12 protein-coding genes and 1 pseudogene are annotated in these 16,339 nt (G+C 65.8%); 12 read left to right on the plus strand and 1 reads right to left on the minus strand.

What is annotated here, in order from left to right:
- The first annotated feature begins 134 nt into the window (after positions 1-134).
- Both ON44_RS09750 and ON44_RS09755 read left to right on the plus strand, forming a co-directional pair.
- Positions 135-743: a TetR/AcrR family transcriptional regulator gene (locus ON44_RS09750; protein ID WP_040688184.1), complete on the plus strand. Its 609-nt coding sequence runs from the start codon at positions 135-137 to the stop codon at positions 741-743.
- A 64-nt stretch (positions 744-807) separates the two neighbouring features.
- The gene (locus ON44_RS09755; protein WP_040688186.1) at positions 808-2,103 is read left to right on the plus strand and encodes an NtaA/DmoA family FMN-dependent monooxygenase; all 1,296 of its coding nucleotides are present in this window, start codon (positions 808-810) and stop codon (positions 2,101-2,103) included.
- Between the two features lie 22 nt (positions 2,104-2,125).
- Here ON44_RS09755 and ON44_RS09760 read toward each other — a convergent pair whose 3' ends face one another.
- Positions 2,126-2,863, minus strand: coding sequence for a GNAT family N-acetyltransferase (locus ON44_RS09760; RefSeq protein WP_040688187.1), 738 nt, complete (start codon positions 2,861-2,863; stop codon positions 2,126-2,128).
- A gap of 295 nt (positions 2,864-3,158) precedes the next feature.
- Between ON44_RS09760 and ON44_RS09765 the strand changes: the two genes are divergently transcribed.
- From ON44_RS09765 to ON44_RS09805, 10 genes and pseudogenes are all read left to right on the plus strand, one after another.
- Positions 3,159-4,406, plus strand: coding sequence for an LLM class flavin-dependent oxidoreductase (locus ON44_RS09765; RefSeq protein ID WP_245567085.1), 1,248 nt, complete (start codon positions 3,159-3,161; stop codon positions 4,404-4,406).
- 11 nt (positions 4,407-4,417) lie between these two features.
- Positions 4,418-5,773, plus strand: a complete 1,356-nt coding sequence (locus ON44_RS09770; protein ID WP_040688189.1) for an NtaA/DmoA family FMN-dependent monooxygenase — start codon at positions 4,418-4,420, stop codon at positions 5,771-5,773.
- Between the two features lie 298 nt (positions 5,774-6,071).
- Positions 6,072-7,241 (plus strand): ROK family transcriptional regulator, encoded by a 1,170-nt coding sequence (locus ON44_RS09775; RefSeq protein WP_051181823.1) that lies wholly within the window; start codon positions 6,072-6,074, stop codon positions 7,239-7,241.
- Between the two features lie 165 nt (positions 7,242-7,406).
- Positions 7,407-8,447, plus strand: coding sequence for an ABC transporter substrate-binding protein (locus ON44_RS09780; protein WP_040688191.1), 1,041 nt, complete (start codon positions 7,407-7,409; stop codon positions 8,445-8,447).
- Positions 8,444-9,064: pseudogene (locus ON44_RS48090) on the plus strand (ABC transporter permease); the annotation flags it as partial. The gene ON44_RS09780 and the pseudogene ON44_RS48090, both read left to right, overlap by 4 nt.
- Before the next feature lie 204 nt (positions 9,065-9,268).
- A complete protein-coding gene (locus ON44_RS09785) occupies positions 9,269-9,991 on the plus strand; it encodes an ABC transporter ATP-binding protein (RefSeq protein ID WP_040688274.1) in 723 nt (240 codons plus the stop codon).
- Between the two features lie 10 nt (positions 9,992-10,001).
- Complete coding sequence (locus tag ON44_RS09790) at positions 10,002-11,345, plus strand: LLM class flavin-dependent oxidoreductase (protein ID WP_040688194.1); 1,344 nt, start codon at positions 10,002-10,004, stop codon at positions 11,343-11,345.
- On the plus strand, positions 11,342-15,106 hold the full coding sequence (locus ON44_RS09795; RefSeq protein WP_040688196.1) for an ABC transporter ATP-binding protein: 3,765 nt from the start codon (positions 11,342-11,344) through the stop codon (positions 15,104-15,106). Before ON44_RS09790 ends, ON44_RS09795 begins: the two co-directional genes overlap by 4 nt.
- 181 nt (positions 15,107-15,287) lie before the next feature.
- Complete coding sequence (locus ON44_RS09800; protein ID WP_051181824.1) at positions 15,288-15,731, plus strand: nitroreductase/quinone reductase family protein; 444 nt, start codon at positions 15,288-15,290, stop codon at positions 15,729-15,731.
- Between the two features lie 91 nt (positions 15,732-15,822).
- Complete coding sequence (locus ON44_RS09805) at positions 15,823-16,314, plus strand: MarR family transcriptional regulator (RefSeq protein ID WP_051181825.1); 492 nt, start codon at positions 15,823-15,825, stop codon at positions 16,312-16,314.
- Positions 16,315-16,339: the final 25 nt, after the last annotated feature.

A 16,339-nucleotide genomic window follows, 5' to 3' on the forward strand; every position in this document is an offset into this window, starting at 1 on the left:
GCCACTCCGATGTGCCACGCACCACATTGAACACTTCTGTTCAATTTGTGTCAACAATGATCTGTTTGGATCGCTATTGACTCATTCGAAACGTGCTCGTAGCTTGGTGTGGAACTCCAGGAAGGAGATGCCGGGTGAATGCGACCGAGAAGCGGATCAATGCGGCTGCGATGCGGCTGTTCGCTGCGCGGGGCAGCGCGGATCTGACGATCAGCGAGCTGGCCACTGAGGCGGGCGTCGCCCGCGGCACGCTGTATCGCAATGTCGAATCCATCGAGCAGCTCTTCGATCGGGTGCGGGCGCAACTCGCATTCGATATCCACGATGCGAACGCTCGGGTCATGGACGCCCACTGTGACATCGATCCGCCGCTCCGGATGGCCACCGGGATCCGCCTGCTGGTGCGCCGGGCCCACGAGAATCCAGCGATGGGACGCTTCCTGGTCCGGTTCGGCATGACCGACGAATCCCTGCGCGAGGTGCTCGGCGGTCCGCCGATGCGCGATATCGAGAAGGGCATCGAGAGCGACCGCTACACCGTCTCACCGGGTATGGCGCTGAGCGTGGCCGCGATGGTCACGGGTGCGGTGGTCAGCGCGATGTGGATGGTGCTCGAAGGGCATCAGGCCTGGCGCGATGCCGGCGCCGGTGCGGCCGAACTGGTGCTGTGCGCGCTGGGGGTGCCGCGCGAGGAGGCGCGACAGATAGTCGGCGCGCCACTGCCTGATCTTCCCGAACTCTGACCGATTCCATTCGAGCTGATCGCAAACCTGTTCTGCGGGAGCGGGATACGGTTGTCTCGAGCAAATGAGCTCTGCACGACGTCGGGCGTTGAAAACAGTTACCGGAGTCAGCGGCGCGGTGAGTGTCTATGCGGCCGCGATCGATCCGCACGAATCGACGGTCGCGTCCTCGATCGAGATTGCGAAGATCGCCGAGGCCAATAAGTTCGACGCACTGTTCGCCGCCGACCTGCTGAGCTTCGGCGCGCAGGGTGCGATCGGCGCGCAGGAGCCGCTGATCTTCCTGTCCGCATTGAGTGCGGTGACCTCGCACGTCGGCTTGATCGCCACCGTGACCAGCACCTTCCACCACCCGTACAATCTCGCCCGGCTGTTCGGAACGCTCGACCATGTGAGCAATGGCCGCGCCGCCTGGAATGTCGTCACGTCCTCGGTGGGTGAGGAGAACTACGGCGATCAGGATCTGCCGAGCCCGGAGGAGCGGTATGCGCGAGCGACCGAATCACTCGAGGTCGTCAACGCGCTGTTCGACAGCTGGGAACCGGGGGCGCTGACCCCCGACGGAAACGGCGGGGCGGTCCTCGACGCGACCAAGGTGCGCCCGATCGAGTATGCGGGGCAATACTTCACGGTGCGGGGGCCGCTCAATATCCCGCCGTTGCCCCAGCGTCGCCCGGTCCAATTCCAGGCCGGTCAATCGGCGGGCGGTATCGAGCTCGGCGCACGGTTCGCCGAGGTGGTCTTCACCTCGCTGCCGACGCTCGAAGATGCGGTGACATATACCAAGACGATTCGCGCCCGCGCGGCGGAACTCGGTCGCGCACAATGCCTACCGCTGATCATGAGTTCGTTCCATGCGACTTATGGGGCGACGGAGGAGGAGGCGAGCCGGTTGGTCCGCGAGGCGGCCGAAGCGACCGACTTCGAGGCGGGCCGAATCCAATTGGCGGATATGTTCGGCGGCGGTATCGATCTCTCGGAACTGCCGCTGGATCGGCCTCTACCGGAAACGATACTGCCCGAGCTCAATTCGGTGAACCGCCGTCGCGGGCGGGTGGAGATCTTCACCAAGCTGGCGGCATCGGGTCGCACGCTGCGTGAGCTGATCGTCGCTGCGAAGGATACCGGGCACTGGGCGGCTGCCGGCACGCCGGAACGATTGGCCGATGCTATCGAAGAGCGTTATCGCGCAGGGGTTCTCGACGTCATTTCGTTGGGTGGTCTGGCCGATTCCCGAACTCGGGACTTTGTCACCAATGGACTGCTGCCCGAATTGCGCCGCCGGGGAATCGTCGGAAACGACTATGTCGGTGGCACTTTCCGCGAAAACCTGGAACTTCCTCCGCTACCCGAGCGCTGACTGCACGGACTGATTTCGGCGGCTAGTTCGGCGTCGATGCGGAGCCGGTGGACGATGGTGCCTGCACGATCGTCAACAACGAACGCTTGCGCAGGGTGAATCCCAACGTCTCGTACAAACTGATCGCCGTCGCGTTGTGCGCGACGGCGTGCAGGAACGGTGTCTCGCCGCGCGCCCGGATCCTCGCGCCGACCGCACGGGTCAGCCGGGAGGCGAAGCCGCGGCCGCGGAATTCGGCATCGGTGCACACCGCGCTGATCTCGGTCCAGCCCGGCGGGTGCAGGCGCTCACCCGCCATCGCGACCAGCCTGCCGTCCACCCGAATCCCTAGGTAGGTGCCCATTTCGATGGTCCGAGGCGCATACGGGCCGGGTTCGGTGCGGGCGATCAGCTCCAGAATCTCCGGCACATCGGCGGCGGTGAGTACCTCGAGCTCCGGATCGTGGGCAACGCGTAGCGCGGTGCCGTCCATTTGCACCGAACCGAATTCGTTCAGGACGGTCCAGCCCTCCGGCGGCACATGGCCGTAGCCGCGCAGTGCGGTGCTGCCACCCGGTCCGAGCAGGGTGGCCAGATCGGCCCAGTCCTGTTCGTCCAGTACGGGTGGATGGCCGATGAACCTGGCGACGTCCGGGTCGTAGCGGCCGATGCGGCCCACCCAGCCGGCGAAGCGGCGGTGCTCGCCGCGCAGCGATGCCCGCACCGGATCGTCGAGCGGGTGCAGTGGGGTATCGACGTCGATGGTCGACTCGGTGGTCATCGCACACTCCTCCGCAACAGGGTCCGACCGGAGAACGTTAGCGAGGCGCACGAGTGTCGGCACCGGTTGTGCTCAGCGGAATTTCTATCCGGTGGCTGCCGTCGATTTCGTTCGTTCGCGGCGTATTTCCCCGCGCTCGAGCTGATCTCAATCGTTGACACCACTAGGTCGGTCCCGCCACGAATATCACCTGGCCACGCCATATGAGGTCGACGAGGAGTCAGATCCGGCAGCACAGCGTTCGGTCGAAGTCGTGTACCGCCCGACGCATCAGTGATTGCGCGCGTTGCAGCACATGACATTCGCGCATGCACAGGAACGGGAGACGATGGCACCGAAACAACTACATCTCGGCGTCGCGCTCGATGGAGCGGGCTGGCATCCGGCCGCGTGGCGGGAGCCGAATTCCCGACCCGCCGAACTGTTCAGTCCCGGCTACTGGACGGATCTGGTCGCCACCGCGGAGCGCGGCCTGCTCGATTTCGTCAGCATCGAGGACACCTTGCGGATTCCGGCCGCGCCCCACGAGCCGTCCGATGACGCCGTCGACCGGGTCCGGGCAAGGATCGATGCCAATCTGATCGCCGCGCGGGTCGCGCCGGTCACCCGGCACATCGGGCTCATTCCGACCGTGACGGTCACCCATACCGAACCGTTCCACGTCTCCAAGTCGATCGCCACCCTCGACTACACCTCGCGCGGCCGGGCGGGCTGGCAGGTGCGAGTATCCAGCAGCGCCGAGGAGGCCGCGCACTTCGGCCGTCGCGAAGTGCGCGAACTCACCGCCGCAGATATCGCGGAAGCTGTTGCGTCGGGCGTCTTTCCGAGCCAGGTGCACGATCTGTTCGCCGAAGCCGCCGATGCGGTCGAGGTGGCGCGGCGGCTGTGGGACAGCTGGGAGGACGATGCGGAGATCCGCGATGTGGCCGCCCGCCGCTTCATCGATCGCGACAAACTGCACTACATCGATTTCGAGGGCCGCTTCTTCAGTGTCCGTGGGCCGTCCATCACACCGCGTCCGCCCCAGGGACAGCCGGTGGTCGCGGCGCTGGCGCATGGTCCGCTGATCTACGAATTCGCCGCTCGCTCAGCGGATCTGGCCTTCGTCACGCCGAGTCGCGAGGCCGGTCCCGGCGCGATTCTGGAGCAGGTCGCGGCTGCCGCGGCGCGAGTGGATCGCGCGGGCGAATCGCTACGGGTCTATGCCGATATCGTCGTATTCCTCGATACCGACGAAGCGACCGGTCCGCGGCGACTGGCGCGGTTGAACGAGCTCGGCGGTGCCGAATTCGTCTCGGATGCCGGGGTTTTCGCGGGCAGCGCCGAGGAACTCGCCGAACTGCTCGCCGAATGGAGCGAGCAGGGGATCGACGGCTTCCGGTTGCGGCCGGGCGTCGCGGTCGATGATCTGGCCGCCATCGCCGACCGGCTCGTTCCCGCCCTGCAACGCCGCGGTGTATTCCGCACCGGCTATCCGGATGGTTCGCTGCGCGCGCTGCTCGGCTTGCCCACCGACGTTCCCAACCGTTACGCGACTGCCTGAGCGAGGTCAGCATGAGTACTCCACGTAAGCAGGTCATCCTGGGCGCCTACCTCGGCGGCGTCAACCACCACACCGCCTGGTGGCATCCCGAGGCGGGCAGCCAGATCGATTTCAGCAGTTTCGAACACACCGCGCGCACCGCCGAACGCGGCAAATTCGACTTCTTCTTCCTCGCCGAAGGCCTTATCCTGCGCGAACGCGCGGGCAAGATCTTCGATCAGGACATCATCGGCCGCCCCGATACCTTCACCGTGCTCGCCTCGATCGCCGCGGTCACCGAACATCTGGGGCTCGCGGGCACGATCAACGCAACCTTCAACGAGCCCTACGAGTTGGCCCGCCAGCTCGCGAGCCTGGACCACCTGTCCGGCGGTCGCGCCGCCTGGAATGTGGTGACCTCCTTCGACGCCTTCACCGGCCAGAACTTCCGCCGCGGCGGCTTCCTCGATCCGGCGGACCGCTATGTGCGGGCCGAGGAGACGCTGAATGCCGTTCGTGCCCTGTGGGATTCGTGGAACGCCGCCGATATCGTCGCCGACAAAGAGTCCGGCCGATTCCTGGCCCGACCGGATGCCGGGGCATTCGCCTTCCAGGGCAACCAATTCGATATCTCCGGGCGGTTCACCGTGCCGCGCAGCCCGCAGGGTCGGCCGGTGATCCTGCAGGCGGGTGTCTCACCGCAGGGCCGCGCCTTCGCGGCCGCCAATGCCGATGCCATCTTCTCCCCGTACGGCAAGCTGCCGGAGGCCGCGGACTTCTACCGCGATATCAAGGCGCGCGCGGTCGCGGCGGGACGGGCGGCCGACGACATCAAGATCCTGCCTTCGGCGAGTTTCGTGCTCGGCGATACCGAGGCCGAGGCGATCGAGAAGTTCCACGCCGTGCGCAACGAGCAGGTCACCGGACAGACCGCGCTGATCCTGCTGGAACAGATCTGGAACCGCGACCTGTCCGGCTACGACCCGGAGGGGCCGGTGCCCGATATCGATCCGGATCCCGATGCGGCGCCGATCATCCAGGGACGTGCCTTCGTGCATCAGGACCGGTTCGCCACGGTCGAGCGCCTGCGCCAGGTGGCCGAGGCGAAGAAACTCACCCTGCGCGAGGTCGTGATCGATCAGTTCGAGCGCGGGCCCCTGGTCGGCACTCCCGCCCAGGTCGCCGAGCAGATCGATACCTTCGTCCAGCACAACGGCTCCGACGGCTTCATCCTCGGCTCGCACCTGGTGCCATGGGGCATCGATGAATTCGTCGACCAGGTGGTGCCGCTGCTGCAGGACCGCGGCGTGTTGCGCACCGAATACACCGGGACCACGCTGCGCGACAACCTCGGTCTGCCGAATATCCGGTCCACGGTGTCGGCCTGAATTCGGCTGCCGCCCTTGGTATTGCGTGCTGAGGGCGGCACTCAGTGTGGCAGTTCGGACAGTGGCGGCTCCATTGGAGTGGTGTCCGCGCCGGCGTGGAAATCGTGCGCGAAGGATGCCGCAGCGGACAGCGCCGAGGCCACGGCGCGTGCGCATAGCAGCACCGCCGCCCCCCCCGGGACGTCAGCGACGGCCGAACACAGTGGGGCTTTGGGTCCTCAGAATCGGCTCGAGCGCAACGGTGTCGCTGTAAGCGTGGCCAGGTTGATGATGTCCGGGTCGGTTGACCGAGGGCGAGATGACGGTGGTGGCTGGGGGTAATAGTGCGGGGGCGGTCTTGCGTGCGGTGCTCGAGCAGGGGACGGCGCCGCGCAGTGAGATCGCTCGGCTGGCGGGGTTGTCGCCTGCGACGGTAACGGCGCAGGTTCGTGCGTTGCGGACGGCGGGTTTGCTGACCGAACTGCCGGAGACGGCAGGGCCGGCCGGGATGGGCCGTCCGCATTCGCCGCTGATGTTGGATGTCGCGGGCAATGTGGTGATCGGGGTGCATATCGCCGCCGAGCACACCACGGTCGCCGTGCTGGATATTGCCGGGGCGGTGCGGCTTTCGCATCGGGTGCCGCATATCAGCCTGGATCCGGATGCGATTCTGGCCGCTGCCGCCGCCGAAGTGTGTCGCCTGCGGGGTGAATTGACCGAACGCATACTCGGTCTGGGGGTCGCGATCGGCGGCTGGGTCGACACCTCGGCCGGGGCGGTCGTCGGCCACGGAACCCTGCCTTGGCGAAATGTCGCTGTGCGACAGTATCTTTCGGATGCAACCGGCTTTCCGGTGACCTTGGACAGTCACACGCGCGCCCTCGTGCACGCCGAGCAGTTGTTCGGACATGCGCGCGATGCGGCGGCGACGGTGGTGCTGTTCGCGGGCAATGTGATCGATGTGGCGTTCGCGGTGCACGGGCGGGTGCACTACGGCCCGCGTTCGGCCGCGGGCGCGATCACTCGGCTGGTCGCCGGTGAGTCCGCGGAGTCGGCGCTGGCGGATTGCGCCGATCGTGCGCTGGTGGCGCGTGCGCAGCGGGCGTCGTTGCCGGTACGCGGTCTGCGGGATCTCATCGAGGTCGCGGGCTGGGACGAGACGGCGCAGGCGCTGTTCGTGGAGCGGGCGACGGTGCTGGGGCGGGTGATCGCGGTCGTGATCGATCTGCTGGATCCGGACGCCGTGGTGATCGTCGATCCGGCCTTGGTTCGGGTGCCGGGCGTGCGCGCCACCTATCTCGATGCGGTGCGCCGATACTCGGCGTGTGAGCGTCCCGAGGAGGTCGTCACCGGATCGTCGTTCCTCGGACATGCGCTGGAGACCGCCGCCGGCACCGTGGTGCTCCAGCAGCTGTTCACCGATCCAATCGCGGTGGTCACCGCCGCCGTGCCGGGGGAGGTGTTGCCGCCGTCGGACGCCCGACTTTGATTCGCATTTATTTTAAGTCGAACGAATGTTGCCCTATCGCAATGTCTTCCGTCAAAGTCGGTACATGGAAGATCACGCAAACGCGATCCGGTTCGAATGCCTCGCCTGTCGTCGTCCCTCGGATTCCATCAATGCGTTCCAATACAGACGAATCAGGAGCGAGCGATGCGATCCGCCATATACGGATTAGGGCTCGTGGTAGCGACAGCGCTTTTCATCGGCGGCTGCGCTACCCGCGGCGGCGGGGATACCGCTCTTTCGGCCGAGCTGCCGACCAGTGTGCCACCGGGCGCGAAACTATCGATTTCGGTGAATACCACCCGTGTCGCCCTCGAGGCGTCCGGTCAGTCGAATACATTGCCGTTCACCGTTTCCGAATGGCCCGTGGTGTCCGCGGGACCGGATGTGATTCAGGCCTTTCGCGGTGGTGCGCTGGATGTGGCGAGCAATGCGGGAATCCCGCCGATCCACGCCCATGCCACCGGTGTGGACGCGAAGATCGTCGGCGTCAAGGTGCGCTCCACCCCGATGTATCAGCTGGCGACCGCGCCGAATTCGGGTATCAACAGCCTCACCGACCTGCGTGGCAAGCGAATCGGCTTCTCACCCGGGCAAGCGCAGGGCGTGGTGGTGCTACGCACGCTGCAGGCCGCGGGCATCGGGTTGAACGAAGTCAAGCTGGTGGAATTGAACAGTCCGCAATTCCTGACCGCATTGCAGGGCAAGCAAATCGACGTCGCACCGCTCGCGGAGCCCTCGACGACAAAATATCTCGCCCAGTACGGTGCTCAGGGCGCACGCGCCATCGCTACTCCCGCAGTGGACGCACTCACTATCCTGTGGACGCCGACGGCGGTGCTGCAGGACGCTGCGAAACTCGCCGCCGTCACCGAATTCGTGAAAATCTGGGCGCGCGCCGATATCTGGGCCTGGGAGCATCAGGATCAATGGCTCGACGCGTATTACGTGAAGGATCAGAAGGTTTCGGCCGAGGACGGCAGGCGGATTCTGAGCACTGTCGAAAAGCCCTACTATCCATCGAATTGGGATGACGCGCTCGAGTGGGAACAGGAAACCATCGATCTGGTCACCCGCTCCGGTTACTTCGGTAAGAGTTTCGACGCCGCCGAGTTATTCGACCGGCGCTTCGAACATATCGCCAACGAGGCGGTGCCCGCGCAGTACCGGACCAAGGAGTCGCGATGACACTCGCATTGCCGCGTACCGCGGTGTCGATACCGAGGGCCGATGAGGGGTTCGTGGATCGACGTCGCCTGCGCCGACTCGGACTGCGCAAACCGGTGCCGTTCGCCCGACTGCTCGGTGTGGCCCTGGTGCTGGCCGCATGGACGGCGGGCATCCATTTCGGTCTGCTGGACGAACGCAAACTGTCCGCGCCGTGGACCGTGCTCGAGACCGGCTGGGACCTGTTCCGCGACGGCACACTCGGCGAGAATGTCGCCGCCTCGCTGCGCCGTGCGGCCTTCGGCCTCGGCGTCGGTGTACTCGTCGGCACGGCGCTGGCGCTACTGTCGGGCCTTTCCCGCCTGGGTGAGTCGCTGATCGACGGCCCCCTGCAGGTCAAGCGAGCCATCCCCACCCTGGGCCTGATTCCGCTGATGATCCTGTGGCTCGGCATCGGTGAGACGTTCAAGATCATGCTGATCACCTTCGGCGTGCTCGTCACCATGTACCTGCAGACCCACGCCTCGCTCACCACCATCGACAAGCGATTCGTGGAACTGTCGGAGGTGCAGGGAGTTTCGCGCTGGGATTTCATCCGCAGGGTGGTCATCCCCGGCTCGTTGCCCGGGTTCTTCCTCGGGCTGCGACTGTCGGTCACCGGCTCCTGGCTGGCCCTGGTCGTCGTCGAATCCGTCAATTGCCACAGACGGATTGGGCAAGCTCATGAGCAGCGCCCAGAACTACGGACAGGCCGATGTAATCCTGTTCTGCCTGCTCATCTACGGCGTATTCGGACTGATCTCCGATGCCGGTATCCGTCTGCTCGAAGGCAAGGTGCTGTCATGGCGTCGCACGATCGCGACCTAGGCGTCCGGACCCGGGACCTGGTCCGATCCTTCGGGGATCGGACCATCCTGGAGGAGATCACGCTGACCATCCCGCCGGGCCAATTCGTCGCCCTGCTCGGTCGCAGCGGTTCCGGTAAGAGCACACTGCTGCGAGCCTTGGCCGGGCTCGATCACGATGTCCAAGGTTCCGGGTCACTGCGCGTACCCGCGAAAACCGCTGTGGTATTTCAGGATTCGCGATTGTTGCCGTGGCAGCGGGTGTTGACCAATGTGCTGTACGGGCAGCCGCGCAACCACCGCGAAGCCGGAAAGTCCCTGCTGTCGGAGGTCGGGCTGGCCGGACGGGAACGCGCCTGGCCGTCGGAGTTGTCCGGCGGTGAACAGCAGCGGGTGGCGCTGGCCCGAGCGCTGGTCGGCGCACCCGATCTACTGCTGGCCGATGAGCCGTTCGGCGCGCTGGACGCGCTGACCCGCATCAAGATGCACGAATTACTGCGCGACCTGATCCAGCGGCACACCCCGACCGTTCTGCTGGTCACCCATGACGTGGACGAAGCGATCACGCTCGCACAGCGGGTCCTGGTGCTCGACGCCGGGCGTCTCACCGTCGACCTACCCATCGAACTGCCGGCCGAGCGCGATCCGGGCCAACCGGAATTCCAGCGCATCCGCCGCACCCTACTGACCGCGCTCGGCGTCGTTCCGGCCGGAGTCTGAAAGGAATATCATGTCGAAACAGTTGCACCTCAACGCATTTCTCATGTCCACCGGCCACCACGAGGCCTCGTGGCGGCTGCCGGAATCCGATCCGCACTCGAACACCAAAATCGAGCACTACGTGAACCTCGCTCGCATCGCCGAACGCGGGAAGCTGGATTCCATCTTCTTCGCCGACAGCCCGGTGCTCTTCGGCGATACCGGTCGCCGCCCAAGCGGCAAGCTGGAGCCGACCGTTCTGCTCACCGCGATCGCCGTGCAGACCTCGCGGATCGGGCTCATCGCCACGGCGTCCACCAGCTACAACTCGCCGTTCAATCTGGCGCGCCGGTTCGCGTCGGTGGACTGGGTGTCGAACGGGCGCGTCGGCTGGAATATCGTCACGACCGCGGGTGCGGACGCGGCGCGAAATTTCGGGCTCGACGATGTCCCGGACCACAAGTTGCGCTACGAGAAGGCCGCCGAATTCGTCGATGTGGCAACGAAATTGTGGGACAGCTGGCAGGACGACGCCGTACTCGCCGATAAGGAATCCGGGCTCCACACCGATCCGGACAAGGTCCGCAAGATCGAACACGAGGGCCACTTCTTCAAGGTCGCGGGTCCGCTGAACGTGCCGCGCTCGCCGCAGGCGTACCCGGTGCTGGTGCAGGCCGGATCCTCCGAGGACGGTAAGGAATTCGCCGCCCGCTACGCCGAGGCGGTGTTCACCGCCCAGCAGACGATCGAGGACGGCCTCGAGTTCTACACCGACCTGAAGCGCCGCGCCATCGCACTCGGCCGCGATCCGGAGACCATCAAGATCCTTCCCGGCATCGTGCCCGTCATCGGCGACACCGAGGAGCACGCCCGCGAACTGGACGCCGAACTGGAGCGGCTGATCTCGCCCGAATACGCCAAGCGTCAGCTGGCCCGCACCTGGGGAATTCCGGTGGAGGACCTCGACCTGGACAGCGAACTGCCCGACAATCTGCCCACCGAGGACGAGATCCAGGGTGCCAAGAGCCGATTCACCCTCATCGTGAATCTGGCTCGACGCGAACGGCTTACGCTGCGCCAGCTGATCGGACGGCTCGGCGGCGGACGCGGCCACCACACCTTCGCGGGCACCGCGGAACAGGTCGCCGACACCATCGAGGAGTGGTTCATCCGCGGTGCCGCGGACGGATTCAACATCATGCCCGCCGTGCTGCCCTCGGGCCTGGAACGATTCGTCGACGAGGTGGTGCCGATCCTGCAGCGGCGCGGGCTGTTCCGCACCGAGTACACCGAAACCACGCTGCGCGGGCACTACGGCCTGGACCGGCCCGCCAACCAGTTCGCCGAAGCGGATGCCCTCGTGGTCGCCGGATGAGTTCGGGCTCGGGCTGTTCCGGCGACGCGGCTGCCGACGGGTGGATTCGTTATCTGCTGCGGCGCTGCGCGGAACATCGGCGGACAGTAATCGTCGCGTGTGTGGGTTCGGTGGTGGCCGCGGTACTCACGGCCATCCTGCCGCTGCTTGTGCGGCATGTTGTCGACACCTTGACCACCACGGCCGCATCGGTGCTGCCGTGGGTGCTCGTGCTGTTGGCGATCGGGTCCGTCCGGTTCGTCGCGGGGTATCTGCGGCGGACCGGATCCTCGCGGCTATCGCTGGATGTGCAGCACGATCTGCGCCGCGACCTGTTCGCGGCGCTGCTGCGTCTGAACGGACGGCAGCGCGCGGGGCTCTACACCGGGCAGGTGGTCAGCCGCGCCATTACCGATGTGACGCTGATCCAGATGTTCCTGCAACTGGTTCCGCTGGTCGCGGGCAACGTTGTGCTGATCGCCGCGTCACTGTTGCTGATGGCGTCGATGTCGCCGGCGCTGAGCGTGATCGCGCTGCTGGTGGTGCCCGCGCTGTGGTTGATCACCTCGCGCAGTCAGCGTGAGCTGTTCCCGGCCAACTGGGATGCGCAGGCCAGGGCCGCCGAGGTCGCCATGCGGGTGGAGGCCGCGGTGGCCGGGGTGCGGGTGGTGAAGGGTTTCGGGCAGGAGTCGCACGAGCTCGAGCAGTTGGCCGCGTCCGCTCGTGATCTGTATCGGTCGCGGTTGCGAGTCACGCGAATTACCAGTCGGTTCACGCCGGTCATGCAGGCGGTGCCCGCCGCCGGGCAGGCATTGGTCCTTGTCGTCGGTGGGCTGCTGGCATTGCGGCAGTCCATCACGCTGGGCACATTTCTCGCGTTCATGACCTACCTGGGGTCGTTCGTCACCCCGGTCCGCATGTTCTCCATGCTCCTGACGGTGAGCCAGCAAGGAAAGGCATCGCTGGAGCGAGTACGCGAGGTGATCGAGACGCCACCGCCGAGCGAGTCGACCGCCGGGCAGGCCGCCGACTCCTCGGACGGTGCGCCGCAAATCGAATTCCGCGGTGTGCGTTTCGCATTCGAAGGTCAGCCGCCAGTGCTGCACGATCTCGATCTCACGGTCGAGCCGGGGGAGACGATCGCCATCGCCGGTGCGGCGGGTTCCGGCAAATCGATTCTGGTCCAACTCCTACCCCGATTGTTCGATCCCGATGCGGGACGGATCCTGTTGGACGGCAACGATATCCGCGAACTCTCGGACCTGCGGAGCCGGGTGGCGATGGTCTTCGAGGACACCTCGCTGATGGCGGATACCGTGCGAGCCAACGTCTCCTACGGCCGCCCGGATGCCACCGATGAACAGGTTTGGCACGCACTGCATCTGGCCGCCGCCGAGGATTTCGTCGCCGCGCTGCCCCAGGGACTGGACACCGTCATCGGGGAACGCGGACAACGACTTTCCGGCGGGCAGCGGCAACGACTCGCGTTGGCGCGCGCCCTGATCACCGACGCTCCGGTGCTGGTACTCGACGATGCCACCTCCGCCATCGACGCGCAGGTGGAGGAGGAGATCTTCGCCCGCATCGCCGCAGAGGTGCATCGGCGCACCACAATCGTGGTGGCACATCGCATTTCGACCCTGGCGCTGGCCGACCGGGTAGCGGTACTCGACGACGGGCGAGTGGCCGAACTCGGTACCCTGCACGAGCTGCAGACCTCCGGTGAGCTGTTCCATACCCTGTTCACCCCGCCCGATCCGGCGAGTATCGCCGCCGATCTGACCGCGGTCACCGACCCCGTGCCCACCGCGGGACTGTGGGTGCACACCGAAACCGACGGTGACGAGTCGCGCACGCTGGAGCAGATGGCGAAGGCATTCTCCCAGCGCGCCGCGGGCGGGCCCGGAGGGATGGGCGGCCAGCTGGGGGGCGGCATGATGTCGAGTGCCCCACCGAGCGGCGATGTGCGCGCACTGATCGACCGGTTGCCCGCCGTGAGTGGTGAACCCGATGTGCCCGAGGAGTTTTCGCACACCCCCGAGCCGAACTTCGATCTGCCTCGGCTGCTGCGGCCGTTCGCGGTTCCGCTGTTGGCCGGGCTGGGACTGGTGGCCCTGGACGCGTTGGCGCAGACGCTCATTCCGTTCCTGGTGCGCTACGGCATCGACCGCGGTGTGCTGGTAGGTGCCCGCGATGTCCTGCTACTCGCCGCGGCCTCGGCGCTGGTGCTGGTGGTCGTGGACTGGGCGATCACCGTCGCGCAGGTGCGGGTGACCGGGCGCGCCGGGGAACGGTTGCTGTACGGCCTGCGCGTGAAGGTCTTCGCGCAACTGCAACGGCTGGGTCTGCAGTTCTATGAGCGAGAACTGGCCGGCCGCATCATGACCCGGATGATCACCGACGTGGATGGGCTGTCCACCTTCCTCCAGACCGGCCTGACGGTCGCGCTGACGAGCACACTCACCATCGGCGGTGTGGTGGTCGCGCTGATCGTGATCGACGCCGAGCTGGCGCTGGTGGTGCTCGCGCTGCTGCCGGTGCTGGTGGCCGCCACGGTTGCGTTCCGCCGAGCCTCGGTGCCCGCGTATAACCTTGCGCGCGAACAGGTCAGCGCGGCGAACGCCTATCTGCAAGAGAATGTCGACACCATCGCGGTGACGCAGGCCTACCGCAGGGAGGCGATCAACCGGCGCGAATTCGAGCGTCGCTCCTGGGGGTACCGCAATGCGCGGCTGCACAGCCAGACATTGATGGCACTGTTCTTCCCGTTCATCGAGATCATGTCGGTGATAGCCACGGCCGCCGTGCTCGCCGTCGGTGTGCATCAGGTCCGCGAGAACGCGCTCACCGCAGGCACTTTGATCGCATTTCTGCTCTATATCGATCTGCTGTTCGCGCCGATCCAGCAGCTGTCGCAGGTTTTCGACAGCTATCAGCAGGCGGTCGTCGGTGTGGAGCGCATCGGCGTCCTGATGCGCGAACCCGTTACCACGCCGGACGCGCCCGATGCCCGCATCGTCGACCGGCTCGCGGGCGAAATCGAGTTCCGCGGTGTCGGTTTCGCCTACGACAGTGCCGGTGTGCGGGTGCTGTCGGATATCGATGTAACGATCGCTACCGGTGAGAAGGTTGCCGTGGTCGGTGAAACCGGTGCGGGCAAGTCCACTCTGGTGAAGCTGCTCGCGCGTCTCTACGACACGACCGATGGCGCGGTACTCGTCGACGGCGTCGATATCCGCCGCTACCGGTTGCGCGACTACCGCAAACGCCTGGGTGTGGTGCCGCAGGAGCCATTCCTGTTCGGCGACACCGTGCACGCCGCCATCGCCTATGGCAAACCCGATGCGACCCCTGCCGAAATCGAATGGGCGGCACGTGCGGTCGGTGCGCACGAGATGATCGCCGCTCTCGAATACGGCTACCGCCAGCCGATCGGCGCGCACGGTGCGGGGCTGTCCGCGGGGCAACGCCAACTGCTTGCCCTGGCCCGCGCCCAACTGGTGGAACCCGACATCCTCATCCTCGACGAGGCCACCGCGTCCCTCGACCTGGCCACCGACGCCCGCGTTCGCGCGGCCGTCGATGTGCTCACCGCGGGCCGCACCACCATCGTCGTGGCCCACCGTCTGGCGACCGCTGCCGCCGCCGACCTCATCCTGGTCGTCGGCGACGGCCACTTGCTCCAAATCGGCCGCCACGCAGACCTGCTCGAAGTCGACGGCCCGTACCGCAAGCTTTGGTCGGCCTACGTCGGCGACGAATCGTCGGTCGGCAGCAGATGACGTGCTCGGTTGCCAGGAGCTGTTCGGCGAGCCGCCTCCATCGAATACGCCAACGTCGGCGCGTCCGACTGTCCGGGCGGTGATAATCGCCGACGCCGGTCGCTTCACCCACGAGGGACCGGCGCTGGTATGTGAAATATACGATACGGAACTCATATAATCTTCAACTAGGATTGTGTGCATGAGTGCAGATAGTTACCGTCGGACAACCAACACCATCAACAAGGTCATCGTCGGGCTACAGCGGATAGGCATCGCCTTCGGCCCGATGCAGCTGCTCACGGTCGCGGGGCGACGCAGCGGACAGTTGCGCACCTTCCCGATCGCGGTGAACAAGCTCGACAGCGGACGCTTCATCTTCCAGGCATTTCCGAAGGCGGCGTGGGTCGCGAATGCCCGTGCGGCAGATATCGTTACGCTGACACGCGGCCGCAAGTCGTCGACGGCACGCCTGGTCGAGGTGCCGGTAGACGAGCGCCCGCCGCTACTGCACGAATTGGTGGCGACGAGTCCGAAGAGCGTCGGCAAGCGTTTCGTCACCACCGGACTGGCCGATGCCGCCACCCCGGACGGTGTGGCCGCATCGGCGCATCGAATCGCGGTCTTCCGCGTCGTTCCGGTCTGACGGAGCGAATCGCACACGTCGGCGAGCCGTATCTGCCCCTCGCCTACGTATGATACGAAAGCCGTATAAACGTAGGCGAGGGTGGCGGACAATGAGTTCAGTAGCAGGTCGTACTTCGACGCGCGGTCGTCGGCGATTGACGGCCGACGTGCGGGAAGCATTGCGTGACTTGAATATTCAGCTTTCGCTGCTCAACAGAAGATTCGGTGGCCGGGTCGAACTCAAGGATGTCGACTGGACATGCCTCGACCTGATCAACCGCCACGGCCCCATATCCCCGACGGCATTGGCGCGCCGCGCCGGACTGCACCCCGCGACCATGACCGGAATCCTGGATCGCCTGCAGAAGGGCGGCTGGATCGTCCGCGAACGTGACCCGGAGTCCACGGATCGTCGCGCGGTCACCTTGCATCCGGTGCGCGAACGGAATTCCGAACTGTTCGAGCTGTTCTCCGGCATGAACAACCGCATGGATGAACTCTGTTCCCGCTACTCCGAAGCCGAACTCGAGGTGATCGCCGATTTCCTGCAGCGGACCGGCGTGGCGGGCCAAGAGGCCGCCCAGGAGTTGGCGGAAGGCTGATGTCACTTTTCGAGCCCCGCGGTCG

Source organism: Nocardia vinacea NBRC 16497 (assembly GCF_000308835.1).
Taxonomy (GTDB): domain Bacteria; phylum Actinomycetota; class Actinomycetes; order Mycobacteriales; family Mycobacteriaceae; genus Nocardia; species Nocardia vinacea.